Source organism: Candidatus Thiodictyon syntrophicum (assembly GCF_002813775.1).
GTDB lineage: Bacteria > Pseudomonadota > Gammaproteobacteria > Chromatiales > Chromatiaceae > Thiodictyon > Thiodictyon syntrophicum.
The window spans coordinates 1,311,104-1,334,210 of the sequence record NZ_CP020370.1 but is presented as its reverse complement, the minus strand read 5'-3'; the positions used below and the strand labels follow the sequence as shown (position 1 = coordinate 1,334,210).

The 23,107-nt window shown below is 62.2% G+C and carries 21 protein-coding genes and 1 pseudogene; 6 read left to right on the top strand and 16 right to left on the bottom strand.

Annotated elements, in window-relative coordinates; all coding sequences use genetic code 11:
• Positions 1–35: 35 nt before the first annotated feature.
• On the top strand, positions 36–407 hold the full coding sequence (locus tag THSYN_RS05785; RefSeq protein WP_172965201.1) for a hypothetical protein: 372 nt from the start codon (positions 36–38) through the stop codon (positions 405–407).
• Here THSYN_RS05785 and THSYN_RS05780 read toward each other — a convergent pair.
• Positions 397–864, bottom strand: coding sequence for a hypothetical protein (locus THSYN_RS05780; RefSeq protein WP_100918292.1), 468 nt, complete (start codon positions 862–864; stop codon positions 397–399). The genes THSYN_RS05785 and THSYN_RS05780 overlap by 11 nt on opposite strands.
• Positions 865–1,249: 385 nt before the next feature.
• Here THSYN_RS05780 and THSYN_RS05775 point away from each other — a divergent pair, with 385 nt between their 5' ends.
• Complete coding sequence (locus tag THSYN_RS05775; RefSeq protein ID WP_172965238.1) at positions 1,250–1,453, top strand: DUF433 domain-containing protein; 204 nt, start codon at positions 1,250–1,252, stop codon at positions 1,451–1,453.
• Between the two features lie 190 nt (positions 1,454–1,643).
• On the opposite strand, the gene THSYN_RS33480 is transcribed toward THSYN_RS05775, so the two are convergent.
• Complete coding sequence (locus tag THSYN_RS33480; protein ID WP_157817481.1) at positions 1,644–1,814, bottom strand: hypothetical protein; 171 nt, start codon at positions 1,812–1,814, stop codon at positions 1,644–1,646.
• Positions 1,815–2,097: 283 nt separating this feature from the next.
• A pseudogene (locus THSYN_RS05770) lies at positions 2,098–3,600 on the bottom strand (DNA-directed RNA polymerase subunit beta'); the annotation flags it as partial.
• 126 nt (positions 3,601–3,726) lie between these two features.
• Between THSYN_RS05770 and THSYN_RS05765 the strand changes: the two are divergent.
• Complete coding sequence (locus THSYN_RS05765; protein ID WP_100918290.1) at positions 3,727–4,605, top strand: RpnC/YadD family protein; 879 nt, start codon at positions 3,727–3,729, stop codon at positions 4,603–4,605.
• A 367-nt stretch (positions 4,606–4,972) separates the two neighbouring features.
• Here the strand turns inward: THSYN_RS05765 and THSYN_RS05760 are convergent, their stop codons facing one another.
• The 5 genes from THSYN_RS05760 to THSYN_RS05745 form a co-directional block, all read right to left on the bottom strand.
• Complete coding sequence (locus THSYN_RS05760) at positions 4,973–5,344, bottom strand: hypothetical protein (protein ID WP_100918289.1); 372 nt, start codon at positions 5,342–5,344, stop codon at positions 4,973–4,975.
• A gap of 327 nt (positions 5,345–5,671) precedes the next feature.
• On the bottom strand, positions 5,672–7,111 hold the full coding sequence (locus THSYN_RS05755) for a lysozyme inhibitor LprI family protein (protein ID WP_157817480.1): 1,440 nt from the start codon (positions 7,109–7,111) through the stop codon (positions 5,672–5,674).
• A gap of 154 nt (positions 7,112–7,265) precedes the next feature.
• Positions 7,266–7,598, bottom strand: coding sequence for a hypothetical protein (locus tag THSYN_RS05750; protein WP_157817479.1), 333 nt, complete (start codon positions 7,596–7,598; stop codon positions 7,266–7,268).
• A 149-nt stretch (positions 7,599–7,747) separates the two neighbouring features.
• On the bottom strand, positions 7,748–8,152 hold the full coding sequence (locus THSYN_RS33475; protein ID WP_157817478.1) for a hypothetical protein: 405 nt from the start codon (positions 8,150–8,152) through the stop codon (positions 7,748–7,750).
• 592 nt (positions 8,153–8,744) lie between these two features.
• Complete coding sequence (locus THSYN_RS05745) at positions 8,745–8,984, bottom strand: hypothetical protein (protein WP_100918286.1); 240 nt, start codon at positions 8,982–8,984, stop codon at positions 8,745–8,747.
• A gap of 291 nt (positions 8,985–9,275) precedes the next feature.
• Between THSYN_RS05745 and THSYN_RS05740 the strand changes: the two genes are divergently transcribed.
• From THSYN_RS05740 to THSYN_RS05730, 3 genes are all read left to right on the top strand, one after another.
• Positions 9,276–9,608: a helix-turn-helix domain-containing protein gene (locus THSYN_RS05740; RefSeq protein ID WP_100918285.1), complete on the top strand. Its 333-nt coding sequence runs from the start codon at positions 9,276–9,278 to the stop codon at positions 9,606–9,608.
• 121 nt (positions 9,609–9,729) lie between these two features.
• Positions 9,730–9,957 carry a DUF433 domain-containing protein gene (locus THSYN_RS05735; protein WP_172965237.1) on the top strand — a complete coding sequence of 76 codons (228 nt, stop codon included), beginning with the start codon at positions 9,730–9,732 and terminating at the stop codon, positions 9,955–9,957.
• Positions 9,958–9,969: 12 nt separating this feature from the next.
• Positions 9,970–10,200, top strand: coding sequence for a hypothetical protein (locus tag THSYN_RS05730; RefSeq protein WP_100918284.1), 231 nt, complete (start codon positions 9,970–9,972; stop codon positions 10,198–10,200).
• A 658-nt stretch (positions 10,201–10,858) separates the two neighbouring features.
• On the opposite strand, the gene rpoC is transcribed toward THSYN_RS05730, so the two are convergent.
• The 8 genes from rpoC to secE all read right to left on the bottom strand — a co-directional run bounded on the left by rpoC (position 10,859) and on the right by secE (position 23,096).
• Complete coding sequence (gene rpoC / locus THSYN_RS05725; protein WP_100918283.1) at positions 10,859–15,070, bottom strand: DNA-directed RNA polymerase subunit beta'; 4,212 nt, start codon at positions 15,068–15,070, stop codon at positions 10,859–10,861.
• 85 nt (positions 15,071–15,155) lie between these two features.
• Complete coding sequence (gene rpoB / locus THSYN_RS05720) at positions 15,156–19,328, bottom strand: DNA-directed RNA polymerase subunit beta (protein ID WP_100918282.1); 4,173 nt, start codon at positions 19,326–19,328, stop codon at positions 15,156–15,158.
• A gap of 243 nt (positions 19,329–19,571) precedes the next feature.
• Positions 19,572–19,949 carry a 50S ribosomal protein L7/L12 gene (rplL, locus tag THSYN_RS05715; RefSeq protein ID WP_100918281.1) on the bottom strand — a complete coding sequence of 126 codons (378 nt, stop codon included), beginning with the start codon at positions 19,947–19,949 and terminating at the stop codon, positions 19,572–19,574.
• Between the two features lie 46 nt (positions 19,950–19,995).
• Entirely contained in the window at positions 19,996–20,523 is a 528-nt protein-coding gene (rplJ, locus tag THSYN_RS05710; RefSeq protein ID WP_100918280.1) for a 50S ribosomal protein L10, read from the bottom strand.
• A 265-nt stretch (positions 20,524–20,788) separates the two neighbouring features.
• A complete protein-coding gene (rplA, locus tag THSYN_RS05705) occupies positions 20,789–21,481 on the bottom strand; it encodes a 50S ribosomal protein L1 (protein ID WP_100918279.1) in 693 nt (230 codons plus the stop codon).
• Between the two features lie 2 nt (positions 21,482–21,483).
• Positions 21,484–21,918: a 50S ribosomal protein L11 gene (gene rplK / locus THSYN_RS05700; RefSeq protein WP_100918278.1), complete on the bottom strand. Its 435-nt coding sequence runs from the start codon at positions 21,916–21,918 to the stop codon at positions 21,484–21,486.
• 264 nt (positions 21,919–22,182) lie between these two features.
• Positions 22,183–22,716, bottom strand: a complete 534-nt coding sequence (gene nusG, locus THSYN_RS05695) for a transcription termination/antitermination protein NusG (RefSeq protein WP_100918277.1) — start codon at positions 22,714–22,716, stop codon at positions 22,183–22,185.
• A 2-nt stretch (positions 22,717–22,718) separates the two neighbouring features.
• The gene (gene secE, locus THSYN_RS05690) at positions 22,719–23,096 is read right to left on the bottom strand and encodes a preprotein translocase subunit SecE (protein WP_100918276.1); all 378 of its coding nucleotides are present in this window, start codon (positions 23,094–23,096) and stop codon (positions 22,719–22,721) included.
• Positions 23,097–23,107: the final 11 nt, after the last annotated feature.

The window sequence follows — 23,107 nt, the reverse complement described above, 5'->3', positions numbered from 1 at the left end:
TGGACGGGAGATCAAGCCGGCAGGGGGTCACCGTCGTGCTCGAAGAGGAGACCGAGTCACGCCGGTTCTCGATCCATCGGCTCGCCCACTATTGTCGCATTCAGTTCGTCGATATCTATGTCGCCTTGAGCGATGCTGAAGGCGAACAATATCAACGTGACTGTCCCGAGGCGACGAAGGCCATGGCTTCATGCCAGACGCAGTTTGAGCAGATCGGCGAGCAGCGCGGAAAGCAGATTGGTGAAGCCGCCATGCTCCTGCGACTCGTGGAGATACGGATTCGCAACGACGACGATCTTCCTGATACAGTGACCCTGATGCGGATATTGCTCCCTAAGTTGTCCCCGTGGTACTCCACTCTTGTTAGCGTCACTCTTGCTTCGTATTTCATAGGTATTAAAACCTGAAAGTGCCGATCTGAGAGAATCGCGCGCCCCGTAGCCAGCCCACCGCCCAAGCGTTGCTGTTGCCGATGCGATTAAATGCCAGGTAAGCGCTTGATGTGAGGCTGGCGGTATAGAGAATCACGAGATGATCAGTTGCCAGAACAACCCGGTAAGACCCAAATTCGGCCGCATCAGCGTTGCCGGACAGGGCCGTCCCCACTGACTGCATCTGGGCTTGCGCGATCACAGACTTCACATTGTAATAAAACGCCTTGGGATCAACAGCGGAGATTCTCTTACTGAAGATATATCGGTCGAGTCCGCCGAGCATGATTAAGATGCCGACTATGCTAATCAGTCCGACGAGAAGCCAATTTGCTATTCTCTTCATCTGGAACGGGTCTTCAATCTTGCGTCTCTGGACAAGGGTATTGACTCCATTTCCTTGCCTCCGTGCCAACCCGCCGGGCTTGTCCATCAACAAGGATTAAGTCGCGACTCGCTCTGCTTGCATGGCTCATTCGTTTCGTTAAAGAGAAAAAGGGGCCGAAGCAATAATGCGGACACGTCAGGAATTGAACCTTGCCCCGTAGTCTAATTGAGCCTGACCCCTTATCGGAGCCCTTATCGCCACTGCAAAGACGACTGACTGGCCGACCTGGTACTGAGGCTGGCGGTGCTGACCCCGGCGCAGCGGGTTGAACTGGCCGCCTGGTTGGACCAGCAGCGCGGGGTGATCTAGCCGGGAGTGTTGCGCCGGTAGCAGACCAGTCTCCCACCGCCGAAGTTGTTGGCCTACAATTCGCGGCACCGCCCGGCAGACAGCCCGGCTCCAGACCGACTTTCCTTGGAGGTGCATTCTGATGGCTATCGTGTCAAATCCGAACGTGATGACGGGTAAACCGACCATCGCCGGTACGCGGATCACGGTCGAGTCCATTCTGGAACGGCTTGCCGCGGGGGAATCTCAGGAGCAGATCATCAAGGCGAACCCGCGACTGGGACCCGAGGATGATATCCGTGCTGCACTGGCGTTTGCGGCCCAAGCCCTGCGAGCCCTGGGATAGCGTTGTTTATTCGGCCTAGCCCTGAAAGGGCGTAACAGAAGGAGCCACGCCGTTATGTCACGCCCTTTCAGGGCTAAGCGCTGCGATAACCCATACCCAGGGCGTTGCCCTGGGCTGGTATGTTCGACCCCGTTGGGGTCGATACGCAAGAGAAGCTAAAACCGGGTACCAGGCTTCTTGGAGGAAGTGATTACTTTGGCGTTGCAGGCCAGAGGGCTTTGTAGGGATCAGCAACTTTGCCGGTGCTGGTAAAAATTCCTGCCCTTTTCAGCGCAGCGATAGCCGCTTCTTTGGAAGAAGTGACCTTGCGCCGGTATTCGCGCATGCTCCGGATATTTTCTGCTGCTTCTTTGCGGGTCATGGCGGGATATCCAAGTGATTGATTGGATAGCGTACGAGTCTATGCGAGTTGGTCGTGGAGTGTCAAGGCAGGGGCTTCGGCAATGCGACCGCCGGGGGCGGACCGACTCTGCGGGCGAGAAAGCGCAGATACGGCCGCGGGGCCGCGGGGCCGCGGGGCGCACAGCGCCCAGCACAGGCGTAACACCGCTGGAGCGGTGTTACGAGAAGTAAGGCCGTCCCTGGCGGCTCGCTGTCGGCGATCCGGCCGGAATTGCGCGGGGGCGGAACGCCCCCGCTCCTCTCTAGCCCTCGGAGGTATTGAGCGCCTTCTTGAGCGCCTCTTCCAGCTCCTCGGTGTCCATCTCGATCTTGCCGGAGGCACGGTCCTGCTCGCGGCGCAGGCGCTTGCGCTCGTTGTGGTAGGCGAGGCCGGTGCCGGCAGGGATCAGGCGGCCGACGATGACGTTTTCCTTGAGGCCGGTCAGGCGGTCGTTGGAGCCGCGTACCGCGGCCTCGGTCAGGACCCGGGTCGTCTCCTGGAACGAGGCGGCCGAGATGAATGACTCGGTGGCGAGCGAGGCCTTGGTGATGCCCAGCAGCAGGGGCTCATAGAGGGCCGGCTCCTTGCCCTCGGCGATGACCCGTGCGTTCTCGTCCATCATGTGGCTGTATTCGACCTGCTCGCCGCGCAGCAGACGGGTGTCGCCGGGGGAGATGATCTCGACCTTGCGCAGCATCTGGCGGACGATCACCTCGATGTGCTTGTCGTTGATCTTCACGCCCTGGAGCCGGTAGACGTCCTGGATCTCCTTGACCAGATATTCGGCCAGCGCGGTGACGCCTTTGAGCCGCAGGATGTCGTGGGAGGCGAGTTCGCCGTCCGCGATCACCTCGCCGCGCTCCACGCGCTCGCCCTCGAAGACGTTGACGTGGCGCCACTTGGGGATCAACTCCTCCACCGTCTCGCCGTCGTCCTTGGTAATCACCAGCCGCTGCTTGCCCTTGGTGTCCTTGCCGAAGCCGATGGTACCGCTGGCCTCCGCCAGCAGCGCCTGCTCCTTGGGCTTGCGCGCCTCGAACAGATCCGCGACCCGCGGCAGACCGCCGGTGATGTCGCGCGTCTTACTGGACTCCAGCGGGATGCGCGCCAGGATGTCGCCGACCCCGACGTGCGCCAGGTCCTCGACGCTGACGATGGCGTTCGCCGTCAGGAAGTAGACGGCGGGCAGATCCGTGCCGACCAGGTTGAGCGCCTTGCCGTCCTCGCCCAACAGCTTGATCATGGGGCGCAGGTCCTTGCCGGTGGCCGGGCGCTGCTTGGGGTCGATGACCACACGCGAGGTCAGCCCGGTCACGTCGTCGACCTGGGCCTGCACGGTCACGCCCTCGATGAAGTCCTCGAACTCCAGTTTGCCGGCCACCTCGGTGACCACCGGGTGGGTATGCGGGTCCCAGTTGGCGACCACCTGGCCGCCGACCACGATGTCGCCGTCGGCCACCCGCAGGGTCGCCCCGTAGGGGACCTTGTAGCGCTCCTTTTCCAGGCCCTTGTCGTCGACCACCGTCAGTTCGCCGGAGCGCGACACCGCGACCAGGTTGCCGGTGTGGTGGCGCACCGTCTTGATGAAGTACTGGATGACGTTGAGCCCTTCACGGAAGTTGGCCGTGATCGGGGTCTCGATGATGGAGCCGTCGGGCTTGGCCATGAGCCCGCGCATCCCCGCGAGCTGACGGATCTGGGCGGCCGAGCCGCGGGCGCCGGAGTCGGCCATCATGTAGATGGAGTTGATGCTCACGACCTCGCGCAGGGTGTCGTCCTCCTCCTTGCCGAAGGACCGGGCGAAGCCCCTTGCAGCCACGCCCACTTGTCCGCAGAATCCTCCCCTGACAAAGCCGGAGGACAACTCGGCCGCAAACGCTTGGGGACCACCATGGACCACGACCAGAACTTCAAGAACCTGATCGTTGATTATCCGCGGGAGTCGTTGCAGTTCTTCGCCGCGGACGAGGCCGCGGGCGTTGACGCACGGGCCCGGATCATTCCGATCCGCGAGGAGCAACTGAAGGAGCGGCTGGGCGAGCGCTTTCGTGAACTGGACGTACCGCTGTTGGTCGAGTGGCCGGACGGTCGCCGCGAGGCCCTGCTGTTCGTGCTCGAGGAAGAAACCGAATCACGCCGGTTCTCGATCCATCGCCTCGCCCATTATTGTCTCGATCTGGCCGAACTGTTCGGCACCGAGCGCGTCGTGCCGGTCGCGATCTTCCTGCGCAAAGGAGAAAGACCGGCCGAGTTGCTGCTCGGCGGCGACCGCCAGCACTATCTCGCGTTTCGCTACCTGTCCTGTGGACTGTTCGACCTCGACTGGCAGAACTACCGAGACAGCGACAACCTGGTTGCACGGCTAAACCTGCCCAACATGCGCTATCGGGGCGAGGACCGGGTCGCCGTGTATGCATGGGCATTACGCGGTCTCCTGGCCCTCGAACCGGACCCCGAAAAGCGACTGAAATACGTTCAGTTCGTCGATATCTATGCCGCCTTGAGCGATGCTGAGCGCGAACACTATCAACGTGACTATCCCGAGGAGACGAAAGCCATGGTTTCATTCCAGACGCGGTTTGAGCAGATCGGCGAGCAGCGGGGCAAGCAGATTGGTGAAGCCACTATGCTCCTGCGACTCTTGGAGGGCAAATTCGGCACCGTGTCGGATCAGCAGCGCCGCCGCATCCTGGCCGCCGACGCCGATACGCTGCTGGACTGGTTGGATCGCACCTTCACCGCCACTGACGTCGATGAGGTTCTGCATTGAGCGCTCGCACCTGGCGGGGCGGGCACGCTCAAATGCCGGGCCTTGATCGTCGTTCCGGCCGCAGGGGACAGGAGGTCGAGGGTTTATAGCCGGTCGACGGCGCGTCAGCGCGCCCCGGGTCCGGCTAAAGCCTCGACTTCCGGCGTGAGACCTCGGGGCAGCGGCCGAAACGATGATCAAGGCCAAATGCCGGATGGGGCATTCACCAAGTCGGCAACGTTTTTTCCGGACCCATCGACTCGCGCCAGCGGCCGGCAACGGAATAAGCATTCAGGACGGGGCGAATCCCCCGTCGCGCGCGGCGCCGGGTGTCCGCAATTATGACTGACGCCGATGTCCGGCATCGACCAGTCGCGGCCGTACCACGTCAAAACCTGAAAGTGCCGATCTGCGAGAATCGCGCGCCCCGTAGCCAGCCCACTGCCCAAGCGTTACTGTTGCCGATGCGATTAAATGCCAGGTAAGCACTTGATGTGAGGCTGGCCGTATAGAGAATCACGAGACGATCAGTTGCCAGAACAACCCGGTAAGACCCAAACTCGGCCGCATCGGCGTTGCCGGACAGGGCGGTCTCCACTGACTGCATCTGGGCTTGCGCGATCACAGACTTCACATTGTAATAAAGCGCCTTGGGATCAACAGCGGAGATTCTCTTACTGAAGATATGTCGGTCGAGTCCGGCAAGCATGACTAAGATGCCGACCAAGCCTATCAGTGCGATGAGAAGCTTATTCGCCATGCTTGTTCTTTCTTGCCTCTCATGGAGAATGGCGCTGATCGATCTTTCCGCTCCCAATAGCTCTTTGCTTATAGCGGCGCGCGCATCTGATGCCCCAGCGAATTAGCACGACGATCCTGGGGCGCGCTCGCTTTTCAGCCGAAGATCAGGCTTGTTTTATAACCGAACGGGTCGAATAAACTGTCCCCGAAGCGCCCGGCATTGTCGAACCGCACAGGCGCCCTCATTGGGTTTCACCGTAAAGGGTATTGACTCCTTTACCCTTTGACCCCTTTACCCTGGAAACTTGCCCATGATACCTCAGGTACTGACCACTTTTCCCGATGTTCAATGTGAGACCTGCCCCCGGCTCCCCCACAAGGGGCTATCTCTCCGTATAAGCGGGGCGAGCTGGTCGTACGGCAGTATGACCGGACAGTCATAACACCCTGGTAGAACATAGTATTGTTCGAAATAGAACGCAAGCCCGGCTGAGGTTACTACGAAGGCGTCTATCCGGCCTTTCTCCAGAAGCTCCGTGAAGGTGGGCTGTTTGCGATTTTTTGACCCCTGTGTTTTTTCGACATAGACGGACAATTGCTCGCCCAATTCCCGGTCCGTCGAATAGCTTGCGCCCTGACGCTGCAAGTGCTTCAAGATCAAACCCGAGAGGACTTTTGCGCTTTCCGGGGATCTCTGCAGCAAGTCCCAGAGTTTCAGGTCGCGCACAGAACCATCCTTGGCAACCCCGTAATTATACGTCGAGACATCGGCATAGGCAGGACCGCCGGTGCTTGTGGAATTCTCGCAGAGAATGCTTGCGATCTCGGAGGTTAACCCAACCAGCTCGCATTGCGTCTGGGACTGAGAGTATTTTTCCTCTGCATGGCCTACCAAATCCTTGAGCATAGCGACTTGAGACTTTTGAGTATCTCTAGCCTCCGCGGCGATTCGGCCATTAACCTGCGTATAATGCGGGTCGTCGAGTCGAGGATAGGATACGCTCGCCGCAAACCTGCTATCGTTCAGATCTATCACGGTTTCTGCGACGCGGCTTAGAGTCAAGGGCAATTGCAAGGTGCCGCCAGCTTTGGTCCAAGTGCCTTCGCCGGTCTTACCGTTCGCGGACAGGGTTCCGGCGAGGGTTCCGGCTAGGCTGGCGCCTTCGATTTCCCATCGGAAGCTGCTTGTAGCACTCGCTCTGCCTTTAATCGTTAAGTCGCCGCCGTCCTTCCCATAGAGTATTGTGCCGATGACCTCGCCGTCAAGGGGAGCACTTAAGAAAATCAGCACGTCGCTGTCGCTGCCGATAGATGCACGATAAACAGCACCGTAGTCCGGAGAGGACGAATCGCCCCTGCCGCGCGGGAGTGGGTTCGCAGCCGCAAGAGCTTCTGCCCCGGCAATTGGTCCTGACCGCCTCACCCTTGACTTGGGACCTGAACTGCTCTCTTTCATGGTCGGAGTGAGTTCGCTTATCCGGTCTGTGATTGCATCTGCCACGCACCGGCGCGTGTCACGGCTTGAGCCGCAGTCGTTGCGGCTTGCGAGCCAGGCGATTTGCTCGGACTTGAGGGTCTGACGACGATCCTTTGCGACACTCTTCCGCAACGAGACATACAAGTCGGCCATTCTTCGGTCGAGTTTCGCAAGGTCGGCGTCTCTACAGATAAGTCGCTCAACCGTTTGCGTGGCCTTGGCACAGTCAAAGCTTGGTGTAGCGGCATGAAGCTCGCCAGTTATGCAAACAAGTAATGATCCGGCGATGAGACTTAGCAAGCGATTCATGGTTGACTCCGATTCATGGAAACGCGCGATAACGCTCGCTACGATCCTGCGGCGCCAGACTTGACCCCGCCCAAAAAAAGGCCCAGGATAAGGAGCCATAGGATGAGGGGCCGTATAAGAGTTAATTCTAGCCCCTTTTGCCTTCTTTTAACCATCAGTCTACGATGCTCCAGCCGTCTCTGAGCCTCACGAATTTCATTTGCTTGGACTCGGTCTGATTCATATAGACCGCAGTGACAATGCAATCGTAAGAGTCCCTCCCTGACTCAGTGCATTTTGTTTCCTTGATCTCGTACTTGGACATGTCCGGCATTAACGCTTTCATCATCGCAATAACCGTGGGATCGTTGCCAGCCACTTTGGTTGCATCTTCCATCTTCTTCTCAATCGCATTTCGGATATCTGCGTTTGTTGGCGCGCCATCCCCACAACCGGAAATGAGAAAGGTTGCTCCCACAAAGAGTGCTGTTGCATAGCGATACATCATTACTGGATTCTCCTGTTGATATCGATTGCGGTTCGGCGACTCGACTCACCGAGCCTAATGTGCCAGCTTAATTGAGCCTTGCCCCTTTTGGTCTTGCCGAGCCGCACTGGCGCCTATTCACCACCCCTTTTCCCTCCTTTTTCTTTTTCCTATTCCACACAGGAATAGGCGGCAACTGCACGGGTATCGCGAACCTCCTGTCCAGCCCGGGCCGCATCGGCAAGCGTGGAAACAGAAACTTGAAGAGAAATCGTATTGCCAGACCGACTGACGAGCGGGCTGTCCTGGTTACTCATCGCTGATGGATTGTTCGCGTGGACTAGTTTGTACTCGCGTTCATTGGCAGCGATCTGCGTGCATCCCAGAGATCCGCCGACAAACGATGCGCGGCGCCCCTTCTTGCCGCACCAATCGTTTGCAGCGGACTGCGCCTGCTCCAGGGTAGCGTGCCCCGGATAGAACCAGAACACAATTTCATTACTATTGCTGCGAATGACCCGAACAGCTGGGCCAGTGTAGCCCCGGGCGGCTGGAAAATGCTGCTGAAGTTGCATCTCAAGCAGCTTATCGTCGACAATCCCCTGGGACTCGATCGTTGGACCCGCGGATCCGCTCACGACGTTTTCTAGGGCCTTCCTCACCGTCGGCATTAACACAGCGGATATCGGACAAGTGTCGCCCCTGACATCGAGTACCTCGTTGCAGTCCAAGAGAATGAAGTCCGGGTTTAGTGGGCCATACATGCTCGGAGAGATATCGTCTTCAGTCCAAGTCGTGAGACGAGGAGGATGTGCCTCGGCCTGGCGGACCTTTATTTCGGCTAATTGGTATTGTTCGGCAACGTGAGCGCACCCACCTACGCTGCAGGCAAGAAAGGTAACCAGTACGCGAGTAAAATAGTCCGCAGACATTATCGATACCCCTAAGGGGAACCTGAATCTCTTTCAGAACCAGGAAACGTCAGCTGAGCGTGACCCTAAGAGCGACCACGCCTTCAGCCGCACGTCGCGCAAGGCTCGACGGAACGAAGGCGTACGCGCCGTCCGGCCTTCCGGCATGCTGGTTTTGGTCGGACTTATTATCAAGGCCATTCAACTGACATCTTTATCCCCTGGCAAATCCTTAAGCACCCGGAAACCCTGTTTTCTATACTTCCTTCTTTTTCAACATTATGGTGCCACCGATTGCGCCAGCGACGGCAACGATAACGATAAAAGCGGATACCGCGATGGCCTGCTCATAGGGCGCTATTAGGAATTGGGGGGCCTTATCGGTTGCTAATATAAAATATCCACGAACTGCCGGCACTAGGTTATACAAGCCGTACAGTCCAGCGGCAACTGAAAGTACGATGATGATGATGCCCCACACCGTCTTGACGGTCATGCGATAATCCTCTTCTCAAATTTCTCACGTGCCTAATATGTTCTAGCATAAACTAGAACGCCTATTTCATAGCCTTCCCTAGGACGTTATTGTTTTAGGTTGGCAAAAAAGGGGGGATAAAGGGGCTAGGCTCAATTTAGTTCCGGTTGTGCACCAGGCTTCTCGGTCATGCGGGGCCTCGCAATGCCGAACCTACCGGCACGGACGCTTTTTTCCCCCAACACCCAAATTTGGACGAGAGTCTACGTTCTTCGTAGAGTCGGTGCAAGGGGATGTCGCGACCATCCCCGGATGGTCAAGAAATCCTTACAGACGCCTTGTTGCTTTGGTGCGCGCTTGCGTCAGGCCCGCGAGCGCGCGGGACTGGCCCAAGACAAGTTGGGCGTTCTGATCGGGCTGGATGAGGGGTGCAGTAGCGCGCGGATCAGCCGCTACGAAACGGGCGTACACGAGCCGCCCTTCGAGACGGCCCGTAAGCTCGCCCAGGTCCTCGGGGTCTCGGTGACCTACTTCTACTGCGAAGACGACTGGCTGGCCGACTTGGTGCTGAGGCTGACGGTGCTGACCCCGGCGCAGCGGGTTGAACTGGCCGCCTGGTTGGACCGGCAGCGCGGGGGGATCTAGCCGGGAGTGTTGCGCCGGTAGCGGACCAGTCTCCCACCGCCGAAGTCGTTGGCCTACAATTCGCGGCACCGCCCGGCAGACAGTCCGGCTCCAGACCGACTTTCCTTGGAGGTGCATTCTGATGGCTATCGTGTCAAATCCGAACGTGATGATGGGTAAACCGACTATCGCCGGTACCCGGATCACGGTCGAGTCCATCCTGGAGCGGCTTGCCGCGGGGGAATCTCAGGAGCAGATCATCGAGGCCAAACCGCGACTGGGACCCGAGGATATCCGTGCTGCACTGGCGTTTGCGACCCAAGCCCTGCGTGAGGATGTCATCTATCCCGTGACGGCCGACGCGGCTTGAGGACCTGGAGCGTTGAAGAACATAACGCTTTCTGTCGATGAGGAGACCTACCAGCGGGCGCGCATCGCCGCCGCCGAGCGCAACACGACCGTGAGCGCCTTGGTAGGCGACTGTCTGCGCACCTTTGCGCACCCTGGCGAGGGTGAGCCCAATCCTGCGGCAGCGCTCTTCGCCGCGCTGGATCGCGCCCAAGGCTTTAGCGCCGGCGAACGGATGACGCGCGAGGAGACCCATGAGCGCTAAGATCTTTCTCGGTACGAATGTCGTGCTCTGTAGCGCAGGCGTACGTATAAGACATTGATTGCTGAGTTTCGCTGCGCTCTACCCAGCCTACAGACCTATTCTTGCGCCTGTTCAAGCCCCGAAGGGGCGCGATATACCAGCCCAGGGCAACGCCCTGGGATAGCGTTGTTTATTCGGCCTAGCCCTGAAAGGGCGTAACATAAGGAGCCACGCCGTTATGTCACGCCCTTTCAGGGCTAAGCGCTGCGATAACCCATACCCAGGGCGTTGCCCTGGGCTGGTATGTTCGACCCCGTTGGGGTCGATACGCAAGAGAAGCTAAAACCGGGTACCAGGCTTCTTGGAGGAAGTGATTACTTTGGCGTTGCAGGCCAGAGGGCTTTATAGGCAGGAACTTCGGCAATGCCGAGATTGTGAAAGTAATCGCCGAGACTGCGCCCGCAAGTGGGCACGCGACCGGCTAAAGCCTCGACCTCCTGTGTCATCACGCCCGAACCGGAGGTCGAGGCTTCAGCCGGACGGCAGCGCCGAAGTCGCACGGGGATTCTTGCACAGTCTCTTGCGCGGTGTCACGGAATGATGCAAAGGCCGTCCCTGGCGGCTCGCTGCCGACATCCTGCCGGAATTGCGCGGGGGCGGGACGCCCCCGCTCCTCTCCTTAGCCCTCGGAGGTATTGAGCGCCTTCTTGAGCGCCTCTTCCAACTCCTCGGTGTCCATCTCGATCTTGCCGGAGGCGCGGTCCTGCTCGCGGCGCAGGCGCTTGCGCTCGTTGTGGTAGGCGAGCCCGGTGCCGGCGGGGATCAGGCGGCCGACGATGACGTTTTCCTTGAGGCCGGTCAGGCGGTCGTTGGAGCCGCGCACCGCGGCCTCGGTCAGGACCCGGGTCGTCTCCTGGAACGAGGCGGCCGAGATGAATGACTCGGTGGCGAGCGAGGCCTTGGTGATGCCCAGCAGCAGGGGCTCATAGAGGGCCGGCTCCTTGCCCTCGGCGATGACCCGCGCGTTCTCGTCCATCATGTGGCTGTATTCGACCTGCTCGCCGCGCAGCAGACGGGTGTCGCCGGGGGAGATGATCTCGACCTTGCGCAGCATCTGGCGGACGATCACCTCGATGTGCTTGTCGTTGATCTTCACGCCCTGGAGCCGGTAGACGTCCTGGATCTCCTTGACCAGATATTCGGCCAGCGCGGTGACGCCTTTGAGCCGCAGGATGTCGTGGGAGGCGAGTTCGCCGTCCGCGATCACCTCGCCGCGCTCCACGCGCTCGCCCTCGAAGACGTTGACGTGGCGCCACTTGGGGATCAACTCCTCCACCGTCTCGCCGTCGTCCTTGGTAATCACCAGCCGCTGCTTGCCCTTGGTGTCCTTGCCGAAGCCGATGGTACCGCTGGCCTCCGCCAGCAGCGCCTGCTCCTTGGGCTTGCGCGCCTCGAACAGATCCGCGACCCGCGGCAGACCGCCGGTGATGTCGCGCGTCTTACTGGACTCCAGCGGGATGCGCGCCAGGATGTCGCCGACCCCGACGTGCGCCAGGTCCTCGACGCTGACGATGGCGTTCGCCGTCAGGAAGTAGACGGCGGGCAGATCCGTGCCGACCAGGTTGAGCGCCTTGCCGTCCTCGCCCAACAGCTTGATCATGGGGCGCAGGTCCTTGCCGGTGGCCGGGCGCTGCTTGGGGTCGATGACCACACGCGAGGTCAGCCCGGTCACGTCGTCGACCTGGGCCTGCACGGTCACGCCCTCGATGAAGTCCTCGAACTCCAGTTTGCCGGCCACCTCGGTGACCACCGGGTGGGTATGCGGGTCCCAGTTGGCGACCACCTGGCCGCCGACCACGATGTCGCCGTCGGCCACCCGCAGGGTCGCCCCGTAGGGGACCTTGTAGCGCTCCTTTTCCAGGCCCTTGTCGTCGACCACCGTCAGTTCGCCGGAGCGCGACACCGCGACCAGGTTGCCGGTGTGGTGGCGCACCGTCTTGATGTTGTGCAGCCGGATCGAACCGCCGTTCTTCATCTCGATGCTGCTGACGGCGGCCGTCCGGGAGGCGGCGCCGCCGATGTGGAAGGTCCGCATCGTGAGCTGGGTGCCGGGCTCGCCGATCGACTGGGCGGCGATGACCCCCACCGCCTCACCCATGTTGACCCGGTGTCCGCGCGCCAGATCGCGCCCGTAGCACTGGGCGCAGACGCCGATGCGCGACTGACAGGTGATGGGTGAGCGCACCCGCAACTGGTCGATACCGGCCACCGCGAAGCGCTCCACCATCGACTCATCCAGCATTGACCCGGCGGCACAGATCAGCTCGTCGGTCCCCGGGACATAGACATCCGTGGACACCACGCGCCCCAGCACCCGCTCGCGCAGGGGCTCGACCACGTCGCCGCCCTCGATGATGGGCGACATCAGGAGTCCCTTCTCGGTCCCGCAGTCGGTCTCCAGCACCACCATGTCCTGGGCCACGTCCACCAGCCGGCGGGTCAGATAACCGGAGTTGGCGGTCTTGAGCGCCGTATCCGCCAGGCCCTTGCGGGCGCCGTGGGTGGAGATGAAGTACTGGATGACGTTGAGTCCTTCACGGAAGTTGGCCGTGATCGGGGTCTCGATGATGGAGCCGTCGGGCTTGGCCATGAGCCCGCGCATCCCGGCGAGCTGACGGATCTGGGCGGCCGAGCCGCGGGCGCCGGAGTCAGCCATCATGTAGATGGAGTTGAAGGAGTCCTGCTGCACCAAGGTACCTTCACGATCCGGGACCATCTGCTTGCCCAGCTTCGACATCATGGACTTGGCCACCTGGTCGTTGGTGTGGGACCAGATGTCGATGACCTTGTTGTAGCGCTCGCCGTTGGTGACCAGGCCCGAGGCATATTGCTCCTCGATCTCTTTGACCTGCTTCTCGGCCTCGGCCAGGATGCCGGGCTTCTCCTCCGGGACCGCCATGTCGTCCAGGCCGATGGAGACACCCGAGCGGGTGGCCATGCGGAATCCCATGTACATGATCTGGTCGGCGAAGACCACGGTCGCCTTCAGCCCCAGGCGGCGATAGCAGGTATTGATGAGCTTGGAGATCGCCTTCTTGCCGAGCGCCCGGTCCACCAGGTCGAAGGGCAGGCCATCGGGGACGATGGCGAACACCAGCGCGCGCCCGAGTGTCGTCGACTTGATGCTCACGACCTCGCGCAGGGTGTCGTCCTCCTCCTTGATGACCTCGCGGATACGCACCCGCACCCGCGCCTGCAGGTCCGCGTGGCCGGTCTCGTAGGCGCGCCGCGCCTCGTCGATATCGCAGAAGACGCTGCCCTCGCCCTTGGCGTTGACCCGTTCGCGCGTCGTGTAATAGAGCCCCAGCACCACGTCCTGCGAGGGCACGATGATCGGCTCACCGTTGGCGGGCGAGAGGATGTTGTTGCTCGCCATCATGAGGGCGCGCGCTTCGATCTGCGCCTCCAGCGACAGGGGCACATGCACCGCCATCTGGTCGCCGTCGAAGTCGGCGTTGAAGGCGGTACAGACGAGCGGATGCAGTTGGATCGCCTTGCCCTCGATCAGCACCGGCTCGAAGGCCTGGATGCCCAGGCGGTGCAGGGTGGGGGCGCGGTTCAACATCACCGGGTGCTCGCGGATCACCTCTTCCAGGATGTCCCAGACCTCCGGGGTGCCCCGCTCCACCATCTTCTTGGCCGCCTTGATGGTGGCCGCCTGGCCGCGCAGTTGCAGCTTGCTGAAGATGAAGGGCTTGAAGAGTTCCAGGGCCATGCGCTTGGGCAGGCCGCACTGGTGCAGGCGCAGCGTCGGGCCGACCACGATCACCGAGCGGCCCGAGTAGTCGACGCGCTTGCCGAGCAGGTTCTGGCGGAAGCGCCCCTGCTTGCCCTTGATCATGTCGGCCAGCGATTTGAGCGGGCGCTTGTTGGTGCCGGTGATGGCACGGCCGCGGCGGCCGTTGTCCAGCAGGGCGTCGACCGCCTCCTGCAACATGCGCTTTTCGTTGCGCACGATGATGTCCGGCGCCACCAGGTCCAACAGCCGCTTCAGGCGGTTGTTGCGGTTGATGACGCGCCGGTAGAGGTCGTTGAGATCCGAGGTGGCGAAGCGCCCGCCGTCGAGCGGCACCAGGGGGCGCAGCTCCGGGGGCAGCACCGGCAGCACGGTCAGGATCATCCACTCGGGCCGGTTGCCGGAGTCGATCAGCGACTCCATGAGCTTCAGGCGCTTGGCGAGCTTCTTGATCTTGGTCTCGGAGTTGGTGGTCTCGATCTCCTCGCGCATCCGCCGGACCTCGGCCTGGACGTCGATGGTGCGCAGGAGTTCATAGATCGCCTCGGCGCCCATACGGGCGTCGAATTCGTCCCCGTTCTCCTCCAGGGCCTCCAGATATTGCTCATCCGTCAGCAACTGGTTGCGCTCCAGGTTCGGCACCATGTTCGGGTCGATGACCACGAAGGACTCGAAATAGAGCACGCGCTCGATGTCGCGCAGCGTCATGTCGAGCAGGAGCCCGATGCGCGAGGGCAGCGACTTCAGGAACCAGATGTGGGCCACCGGGCTCGCCAGATCGATGTGACCCATGCGCTCGCGCCGGACCTTGGCGAGCGTCACCTCCACGCCGCACTTCTCGCACACCACGCCGCGGTGCTTCAGGCGCTTGTACTTGCCGCAGACGCACTCGTAGTCGCTGATGGGGCCGAAGATCTTGGCGCAGAAGAGCCCGTCGCGCTCCGGTTTGAAGGTGCGGTAGTTGATGGTCTCGGGCTTCTTCACCTCACCGAAGGACCAGGAACGGATCATCTCGGGCGAGGCCAGCCCGATCTTGATCGCATCGAATTCGAGGGCCTGGCCCTGCTGCTTGATAATCTTCAGAAGGTCTTTCAATTCACGATCTCCCAGCTTGACGTAGGAGGCCCGCCCGCGGGCCCATGGGTCGCGTTAGTCGCGGCGGGTTAGGCCGCTCCTACGTTCAGTCCTGTTCCAGTTCGATGTTGATCCCGAGCGAGCGGATCTCCTTCACCAGCACGTTGAAGGACTCCGGCATCCCGGCCTCCATGCGGTGGTCGCCATCGACGATGTTCTTGTACATCTTGGTGCGCCCGTTCACATCGTCGGACTTGACCGTGAGCATCTCCTGCAGCGTATAGCCCGCGCCATAGGCCTCCAGGGCCCAGACCTCCATCTCCCCGAAGCGCTGACCGCCGAACTGCGCCTTGCCGCCCAAGGGCTGCTGGGTCACCAGGCTGTAGGGGCCGGTGGAGCGGGCGTGCATCTTGTCGTCGACCAGGTGGTTCAACTTCAGCATGTACATATAGCCGACGGTCACCGGGCGCTCGAAGGGGTCGCCGGTGCGGCCGTCACGCAACAGGCTCTGGCCGCAGGGGATGCCCTGGGCGGTGTTGTCGCGCTCGGCGAGCGCCAGCATGTACCGGATCTCGTCCTCCGTGGCGCCGTCGAAGACCGGGGTCGCGAGCGGCACGCCCTTGACCAGGTTGCGCGACAGTTCCAGGATTTCCTCGTCGGTGAAGCTCGCGAGATCCTCCTTGCGTCCACTGGTGTTGTAGACCTTGTCCAGGAACTCGCGCAACTCGGCCACCGCCGTTTGCGAGCGCAGCAGGCGCTCGATCTTGACCCCGAGACCATTGGCCGCCCAGCCCAGGTGCGTCTCCAGGATCTGGCCCACGTTCATACGCGACGGCACACCGAGCGGGTTGAGCACGATGTCGACTGGCTCGCCGTCGGCGGAGAAGGGCATGTCCTCCACCGGTACGACCTTGGAAATGACACCCTTGTTGCCGTGGCGCCCGGCCATCTTGTCGCCCGGCTGGATACGCCGCTTGACCGCGACATAGACCTTGACCATCTTGAGCACGCCGGGGGCGAGATCATCGCCGCTCGCGATCTTGCGCTTCTTGACCTCGTAGCGGTCGCGGAACTCCTCACGCTGCAGCTTGATCTGGTTGGCGACGGCCTCGAGCTGCACGGCCACCTCCTCGCTGTGCATGCGGATCTCGAACCAGCGGTCACGCGACCCCTTCTCGATGAGGTCCGCAAGATAGGTCTTGGTGATCTTGGAGCCGGGCTTGAGGGTGCCGGGGCCGCCGTCGGCGACCTTGCCGATCAGCATCCGCTCCACCCGCTGGAAGGTGTCGTTCTCCATGATGCGCGCCTGGTCGGCGAAGTCCTTGCGCACCCGGTCGAGTTCCTGGTCCTGGATCTGCTGGGCGCGCTTGTCGCGCTCCACCCCGTCGCGGGTGAAGACCTGCACGTCCACCACGGTGCCGGTCATGCCGGAGGGCAGCCGCAGCGAGGTGTCCTTCACGTCGGACGCCTTCTCGCCGAAGATGGCGCGCAGCAGCTTTTCCTCGGGGGTGAGTTGGGTCTCGCCCTTGGGGGTCACCTTGCCGACCAGGATGTCGCCGTCGCGGACCTCGGCACCCACATAGACGATGCCCGACTCGTCGAGCTTCGACAGGGCCGACTCGCCGACGTTGGGGATATCACTCGTGATCTCCTCCGGCCCCAGCTTGGTGTCGCGGGCCAGACAGGTCAGCTCCTCGATATGGATGCTGGTGAAACGGTCCTCCTGGACCACCCGCTCGGAGATCAGGATCGAGTCCTCGAAGTTGTAGCCATTCCAGGGCATGAAGGCGACGCGCAGGTTCTGGCCCAGGGCCAGCTCGCCCATGTCGGTGGAGGGGCCGTCAGCCAGTACGTCGTCCTTGGCAACGCTATCCCCGGGCTTCACCAGCGGACGCTGGTTGATGCAGGTGTTCTGGTTGGAGCGCGTGTACTTGGTGAGGGTATAGATATCGACCCCAGGCACCCCCGGCTCGGCCTCCTCGTCGTTGACCCGCACCACGATTCGCGCGGCGTCGACCGATTCGATGGCACCGCCGCGGCGCGCCCGCACCACCACGCCCGAGTCCTTGGCCACTGCCCGCTCCATGCCGGTGCCCACCAGGGGCTTCTCGGCGCGCAGCGTCGGCACCGCCTGGCGCTGCATGTTGGACCCCATGAGGGCGCGGTTGGCGTCGTCGTGCTCCAGGAAGGGGATCAGCGAGGCCGCCACCGAGACGATCTGGCGCGGGGAGACGTCCATATACTGGACCTCGTCCGGGGCCTTCATGGTGAACTCGTTCAAGTGTCGGCAGGACACCAGGGCGTCGGTCAGGAGACCATTCGCGTCCAGGGTCGCATTGGCCTGGGCGATGACGAAATTGCCCTCCTCGATGGCGGAGAGATAATCGATCTCCATACCGGCCCGACCGCCTTCGACCTTGCGGTAGGGGGTCTCCAGGAAGCCGTAGCGATTGGTGCGGGCATAGACCGCGAGCGAGTTGATCAGGCCGATGTTCGGGCCTTCCGGGGTCTCGATCGGGCAGACCCGGCCATAGTGGGTCGGATGCACGTCACGCACCTCGAAGCCGGCGCGCTCACGCGCGAGTCCGCCGGGGCCGAGCGCGGAGACGCGCCGCTTGTGGGTGACCTCCGAGAGCGGGTTGTTCTGGTCCATGAACTGAGAGAGTTGGCTGGAGCCGAAGAACTCCTTGATTGCGGCCGACACCGGCTTGGCGTTGATCAGCTCCTGGGGCATCAGACCCTCGGACTCGGCGAGCGACAGGCGCTCCTTGACCGCGCGCTCGACCCGCACCAGACCGACCCGGAACTGGTTCTCCGCCATCTCGCCGACACAGCGGATGCGCCGGTTGCCCAGGTGGTCGATATCGTCCACGGTGCCGCGGCCGTTGCGCAGTTCCACCAGGATCTTGAGCGCGTCGATGATGTCGGACGTGTCACCGTTCTCGTTGCGCAGGGCGACCGAGAAGGCGTCGGTCCGGCCGCTGAAATAGCGCCCGTCATAGAGCACGCCCGGGCCCTCCTCGGAGGGGCGCCCGAGCCGGCGGTTGAACTTCATGCGCCCGACCGCGGACAGGTCATAGCGGTCCGGGGTGAAAAAGAGGTTGTGGAAGAGGTTCTGGGCCGCGTCCTTGGTGGGCGGCTCGCCGGGGCGCATCATCCGGTAGATCTCGACCATGGCCTCCAGTTCGGTGGTGGTCGGGTCGATGCGCAGGGTCTCGGAGATATAGGGTCCCTGATCCAGATCGTTGACGAACAGGGTCTCGACATGATCGATGCCCTTGGCGATCAGAAGCGCCATCAGCTCGCGGGTGAGCGCGGTGTTCGCCTCGGCGATAACCTCGCCGGTCGCCTTATCCACCTGGGCGCGCGCCACCACACGGCCGACCATGAAGTCCGGGGGCACCTCGAGGCGCTCCACACCGGCCTTCTGCAACTCGCGGATATGCCGGGCGGTGACGCGCCGGCCGGCCTCCACGATCACCTGCTCGCCGATCTTCACGTCGAAACCGACGGTCTCGCCGCGCAGCCGCTCGGGCACCAGGTCCAGGGAGACGTCCTCGCCCGAGAAACGGAAGGTATCGGTCTCGAAGAAGCGCTCGAGGATATCCTCGACCCCGTACCCCAGGGCACGCAGGACGATGGTCGCCGGCAGCTTGCGGCGCCGGTCGATACGCACGAAGACGTTGTCCTTGGGGTCGAACTCGAAGTCCAGCCAGGACCCGCGGTAGGGGATCACCCGCGCCGAGAACAGGAGCTTGCCCGAGGAGTGGGTCTTGCCCTTGTCGTGGTCGAAGAAGACGCCCGGGGAGCGGTGGAGCTGGGAGACGATGACCCGCTCGGTGCCGTTGATGATGAAGGTGCCGGTCTCGGTCATGAGCGGCAGTTCGCCCATGTAGACCTCCTGCTCCTTGATGTCCTTCACCACCTTGGCGCCGGCCGGCGCCTCCTTGTCGTAGATCACGAGGCGCAGCAGTACGCGCAGGGGTGCAGCGTAGGTCGCCCCGCGCAGGTGGCATTCGCGCACGTCGAAGGGCGGCTCCCCAAGACGGTAACTCACATATTCCAGCACCGCGTAGCCCGAGTAGCTCTCGATCGGGAACACGGTCTTGAAGGCCGCATGCAGCCCCTCGTCCAGCCGCTTCTTGGGCGCCGCATCGGCCTGCAGGAACTCGCGGTAGGACTCGATCTGGGTCGCCAGGAGGAAGGGCACGTCCAGGATCGTCGGACGCTTGCCGAAGTCTTTACGGATGCGCTTTTTTTCGGTGAACGAATAAGCCATTATGCCTTCCCTCGAAAAACTTTGATCGGACCCGGATGGGGACCGGATTGCGGAGCGTCGACCACGCGGGACTCGGGGCCGTCTGATGGCCTCGGGGGCCTGCGGGCAGAGTCACCACGGCGCCTGACAGATCGCCCGCGGACTAGCAGTGGACTGCCGTTCTCAAGCAAACGGCAAAAGGCCGGCGGCAAATCGCCGCCAGCCTAGTGTGTCCGTGAAGAACGGTCGCGACGCAATGCGCCGTTACTTCACTTCGACGGTGGCGCCGGCCTCCTCGAGCTGCTTCTTGGCCTCTTCGGCATCTGCCTTGGAGACGGCTTCCTTGATGGTGTTGGGCACGCCTTCGACCGCATCCTTGGCCTCCTTCAGCCCCAGACCGGTGAGCGCCCGCACCGCCTTGATCACGCCCACCTTGTTCGCACCGAAGGAGGTGAGGATCACGTTGAATTCGGTCTGCTCCTCGACCTCGACGACCTCGGCCGCAGCCGCGGCGGGGCCGGCGACCATCGCCGCGGCGGCGGTGACACCGAACTTCTCTTCCATCATCTTGATGAGGTCAACGACCTCCAGCACGGTCATGTTACCGATCGCGTCAAGGATCTCTTCTTTCGAAACGGCCATTTGCCTGTCTCCTTAAATCACATTGCATTTGAACGAGGCGCGCGCTTCAGGCGGCCTCTTTGGCATCGCGAACTGCGGCGAGGGTGCGGACGAGTTTGCCCGGTACCTCGTTGATCGTCGCTGCAAGCTTCTGGACCGGGGCCTTCATCACCGCCAGCAACAGGCTCAAGGCCTGATTGCGGGTCGGCATCTTAGCCAGATCACCGAGCTTTGAGGGGTCGAGCAATTTGCCCCCGACAGCCACCAGGCGCACCTGGAACTTGTCGTGCTCCTTGGCAAAGGCCTCCGCGACCCGCGCCACGGCACCCGGATCTTCGTTCGCGAATGCCAGGATCAGCGGGCCCTTGAGCCCTTCCTGCATACACGCGAAATCCGTGCCTTCCAGCGCGCGCCGGGCCAGGGTATTCTTGACCACCCGGACATAGACCCCGACCTTGCGCGCCTCGACGCGCAATTTCGTGATCTGCCCGACGGTCAGGCCCCGGTACTCGGCCCCGACGGCCGAGAAGGCGCCCCGTGCGACTTCCGCAACTTCGGCGACGATTGCTTCTTTCTGCGCAAGATTCAGCGCCACTGTCGTCACCTCTCCACAAAGGTCCACCCGACCGCAAGGTCAGGCTGCGTCATTGGTCAGCCAGTTCCCGGCCAACCGAAACGCTGTGCAGTGCGCCGTCATCAACAATGTGATTCGGGAGCACCGTCTGCGCAGGCATCTCACGTCATTAAGGCGCACCGTCCGGGTTCCTCCCGGTCACCGCGCCACCTGCGGTCTTTGACGGTCCCCGACCAGGTCGGGGCCCCAAAGATGTGTCCGGCCGTCCGCGGCCGGACCCGAAGAACTAAAGGAGCGGCAGATGATCCACCACGAGGCCCGGCCCCATGGTGGTCGAGACCGTGACCTTGCGCATATAGATCCCTTTGGAACTGCTGGGCTTCGCCTTCATCAGGTTGGTCAGCAGTGCCTCCAGGTTCTCACGCAGCTTGACCGGCTCGAAGTCCACCCGCCCCAGGGGGCAATGGATGATGCCGCCCTTATCGGTACGGTAGCGAACCTGGCCCGCCTTGGCATTGCGTACCGCCTCGGCCACGTCGGCGGTGACGGTACCGACCTTGGGGTTCGGCATCAGGCCGCGGGGACCCAGGATCTTGCCGAGTTGACCGACCACGCGCATAGCGTCCGGGGAGGCGATGACCACGTCGAAGTCCATCTTGCCGCCCTTGATCTCCTCGGCCAGGTCCTCGAAGCCGACGCGATCCGCGCCGGCCGCGGTCGCCGCCTCGGCATTGGCGCCTTGAGCGAAGACCGCGACCCGCACGGTCTTGCCGATCCCGTGAGGCAGGACGGTGGAACCGCGGACCACCTGGTCGGACTTGCGCGGGTCGACGCCCAAGTTCACCGCCACATCGACGCTCTCGACGAACTTGATGCGGGAGACCTCCTTCAGGAGGCCAAAGGCATCTTCGGCCGGATACGCCTTGCCCCGCTCGATGCGCGTGCGGATCTCGGTCTGCCGCTTGCTCTGCTTGGCCATGATTACAGCACCCCCTCGACGTCCAGACCCATGGAACGGGCGCTGCCCGCGATGGTACGCACCGCCGCGTCCAGCCCCGCCGCCGTCAGGTCCGGCATCTTGGTCGTGGCGATCGCCTCGAGCTGCTCGCGCGTCACCGTGCCCACCTTGGTGGCATGGGGCACCGCGCTGCCCTTCGGGATCCCGGCCGCCTTCTTCAGCAGGACCGAGGCCGGCGGGGTCTTGGTGATGAAGGTGAAGCTGCGGTCCGAATAGACGGTGATGACCACCGGAATCGGCATACCCTGCTCGAGTTCCTGCGTGCGGGCATTGAATGCCTTGCAGAACTCCATGATGTTGACGCCGTGCTGACCAAGTGCAGGACCCACCGGCGGGCTTGGATTGGCAATCCCCGCCTTGACCTGCAACTTGATGTAGGCGTTTATCTTTTTCGCCATGCTTTATCTCCGGTTGGGTAGTAGCGCCGGGGGTTCACACCCCGGCTCCCCGTGTTAAGCCCCATGCCGGGGCCGAAATACTGTCTAGCCGCAAATGAACGCAAAAAACGCAAATGATTCCGCTATCGACGGAAACCGGGTCGAAAGCCGTGAAGCAACCGACCCGCAACAGCAGCCAAAATGATTATTTGCGTCCATTTGCGTTCATTTGCGGCTGAATTCTTCTTCCAAGACCATCCAACGGCGAGGCACCGCGGGCCCGTCTCAGCCCTTTTCGACTTGGGAGAATTCCAGGTCCACCGGCGTCGACCGGCCGAAGATCAGGACCGAAACCTTCACCCGGCTCTTGTCGTAATCGACCTCTTCCACGACCCCGTTGAAGTCGGTGAAGGGTCCATCGACGACGCGCACCACCTCACCGGGCTCATAGAGGACCTTGGGACGCGGCTTCTCGACGCCGTCCTGCATGCGCTTGAGGATCGCGTCCGCCTGCTTGTCCGGGATCGGGGCCGGCCGGTCACCGGTACCGCCGATGAAACCCATGACCTTGGGCACACTCTTGACCAGGTGCCAGGTCTCGTCGGTCATCTCCATGTGAACCAACACATATCCCGGGAAGAATTTGCGCTCGCTCTTGCGCTGCTGGCCGTTGCGCATCTCCACGACCTCCTCGGTCGGGACCAACACAGTCCCGAACAGGTCTTCCAGACCCGCACGGCGGACCCGTTCATCGAGTGAGCGCTTGACCTGACCTTCAAACCCGGAATAGGCGTGAATCACATACCAACGTTTGGACACTGTCAGCCTCCTTGGCCGGTGAGGAGCCTCAGGATTCCCATCAATACGGAATCGAACAGCCACAGCACCAGGGCGACCACCACGACCATGGCCATCACCACCAAAGTGGTCTGGATTGTCTCCTGGCGGGTGGGCCAGACGACCTTGCGCACTTCCATGCGGGCGTCGGCAATGAACTGCCACAGGGCCCGCCCCGGCTGCGTCTGCAACGCGAGCGCCGCCGCCCCGCCGCTGATGATAAGCAGCCCCCCGACCCGCAGCAGCCCCGACCAGGCCGCGAAGTAATAAAAGGCAAAGATGCCGAGAATCAGCAACAATGCGGCACCAGCCAGCTTGGCGGTATCCAAGCTGGCGCCTTTGACCTCAACGCTTGATGTCATGGGGTGACGGG

Bases quoted from the DNA above. Each gene is read 5' to 3' on its own strand.
- THSYN_RS05780 (WP_100918292.1), bottom strand. From the start codon at position 864: ATGGACAAGCCCGGCGGGTTGGCACGGAGGCAAGGAAATGGAGTCAAT.
- THSYN_RS05775 (WP_172965238.1), top strand. From the start codon at position 1,250: ATGGCTATCGTGTCAAATCCGAACGTGATGACGGGTAAACCGACCATC.
- THSYN_RS33480 (WP_157817481.1), bottom strand. From the start codon at position 1,814: ATGACCCGCAAAGAAGCAGCAGAAAATATCCGGAGCATGCGCGAATAC.
- THSYN_RS05765 (WP_100918290.1), top strand. From the start codon at position 3,727: ATGGACCACGACCAGAACTTCAAGAACCTGATCGTTGATTATCCGCGG.
- THSYN_RS05760 (WP_100918289.1), bottom strand. From the start codon at position 5,344: ATGGCGAATAAGCTTCTCATCGCACTGATAGGCTTGGTCGGCATCTTA.
- THSYN_RS05755 (WP_157817480.1), bottom strand. From the start codon at position 7,111: ATGAATCGCTTGCTAAGTCTCATCGCCGGATCATTACTTGTTTGCATA.
- THSYN_RS05750 (WP_157817479.1), bottom strand. From the start codon at position 7,598: ATGATGTATCGCTATGCAACAGCACTCTTTGTGGGAGCAACCTTTCTC.
- THSYN_RS33475 (WP_157817478.1), bottom strand. From the start codon at position 8,152: ATGCAACTTCAGCAGCATTTTCCAGCCGCCCGGGGCTACACTGGCCCA.
- THSYN_RS05745 (WP_100918286.1), bottom strand. From the start codon at position 8,984: ATGACCGTCAAGACGGTGTGGGGCATCATCATCATCGTACTTTCAGTT.
- THSYN_RS05740 (WP_100918285.1), top strand. From the start codon at position 9,276: ATGGTCAAGAAATCCTTACAGACGCCTTGTTGCTTTGGTGCGCGCTTG.
- THSYN_RS05735 (WP_172965237.1), top strand. From the start codon at position 9,730: ATGGCTATCGTGTCAAATCCGAACGTGATGATGGGTAAACCGACTATC.
- rpoB (WP_100918282.1), bottom strand. From the start codon at position 19,328: ATGGCTTATTCGTTCACCGAAAAAAAGCGCATCCGTAAAGACTTCGGC.
- rplL (WP_100918281.1), bottom strand. From the start codon at position 19,949: ATGGCCGTTTCGAAAGAAGAGATCCTTGACGCGATCGGTAACATGACC.
- rplA (WP_100918279.1), bottom strand. From the start codon at position 21,481: ATGGCCAAGCAGAGCAAGCGGCAGACCGAGATCCGCACGCGCATCGAG.
- rplK (WP_100918278.1), bottom strand. From the start codon at position 21,918: ATGGCGAAAAAGATAAACGCCTACATCAAGTTGCAGGTCAAGGCGGGG.
- secE (WP_100918276.1), bottom strand. From the start codon at position 23,096: ATGACATCAAGCGTTGAGGTCAAAGGCGCCAGCTTGGATACCGCCAAG.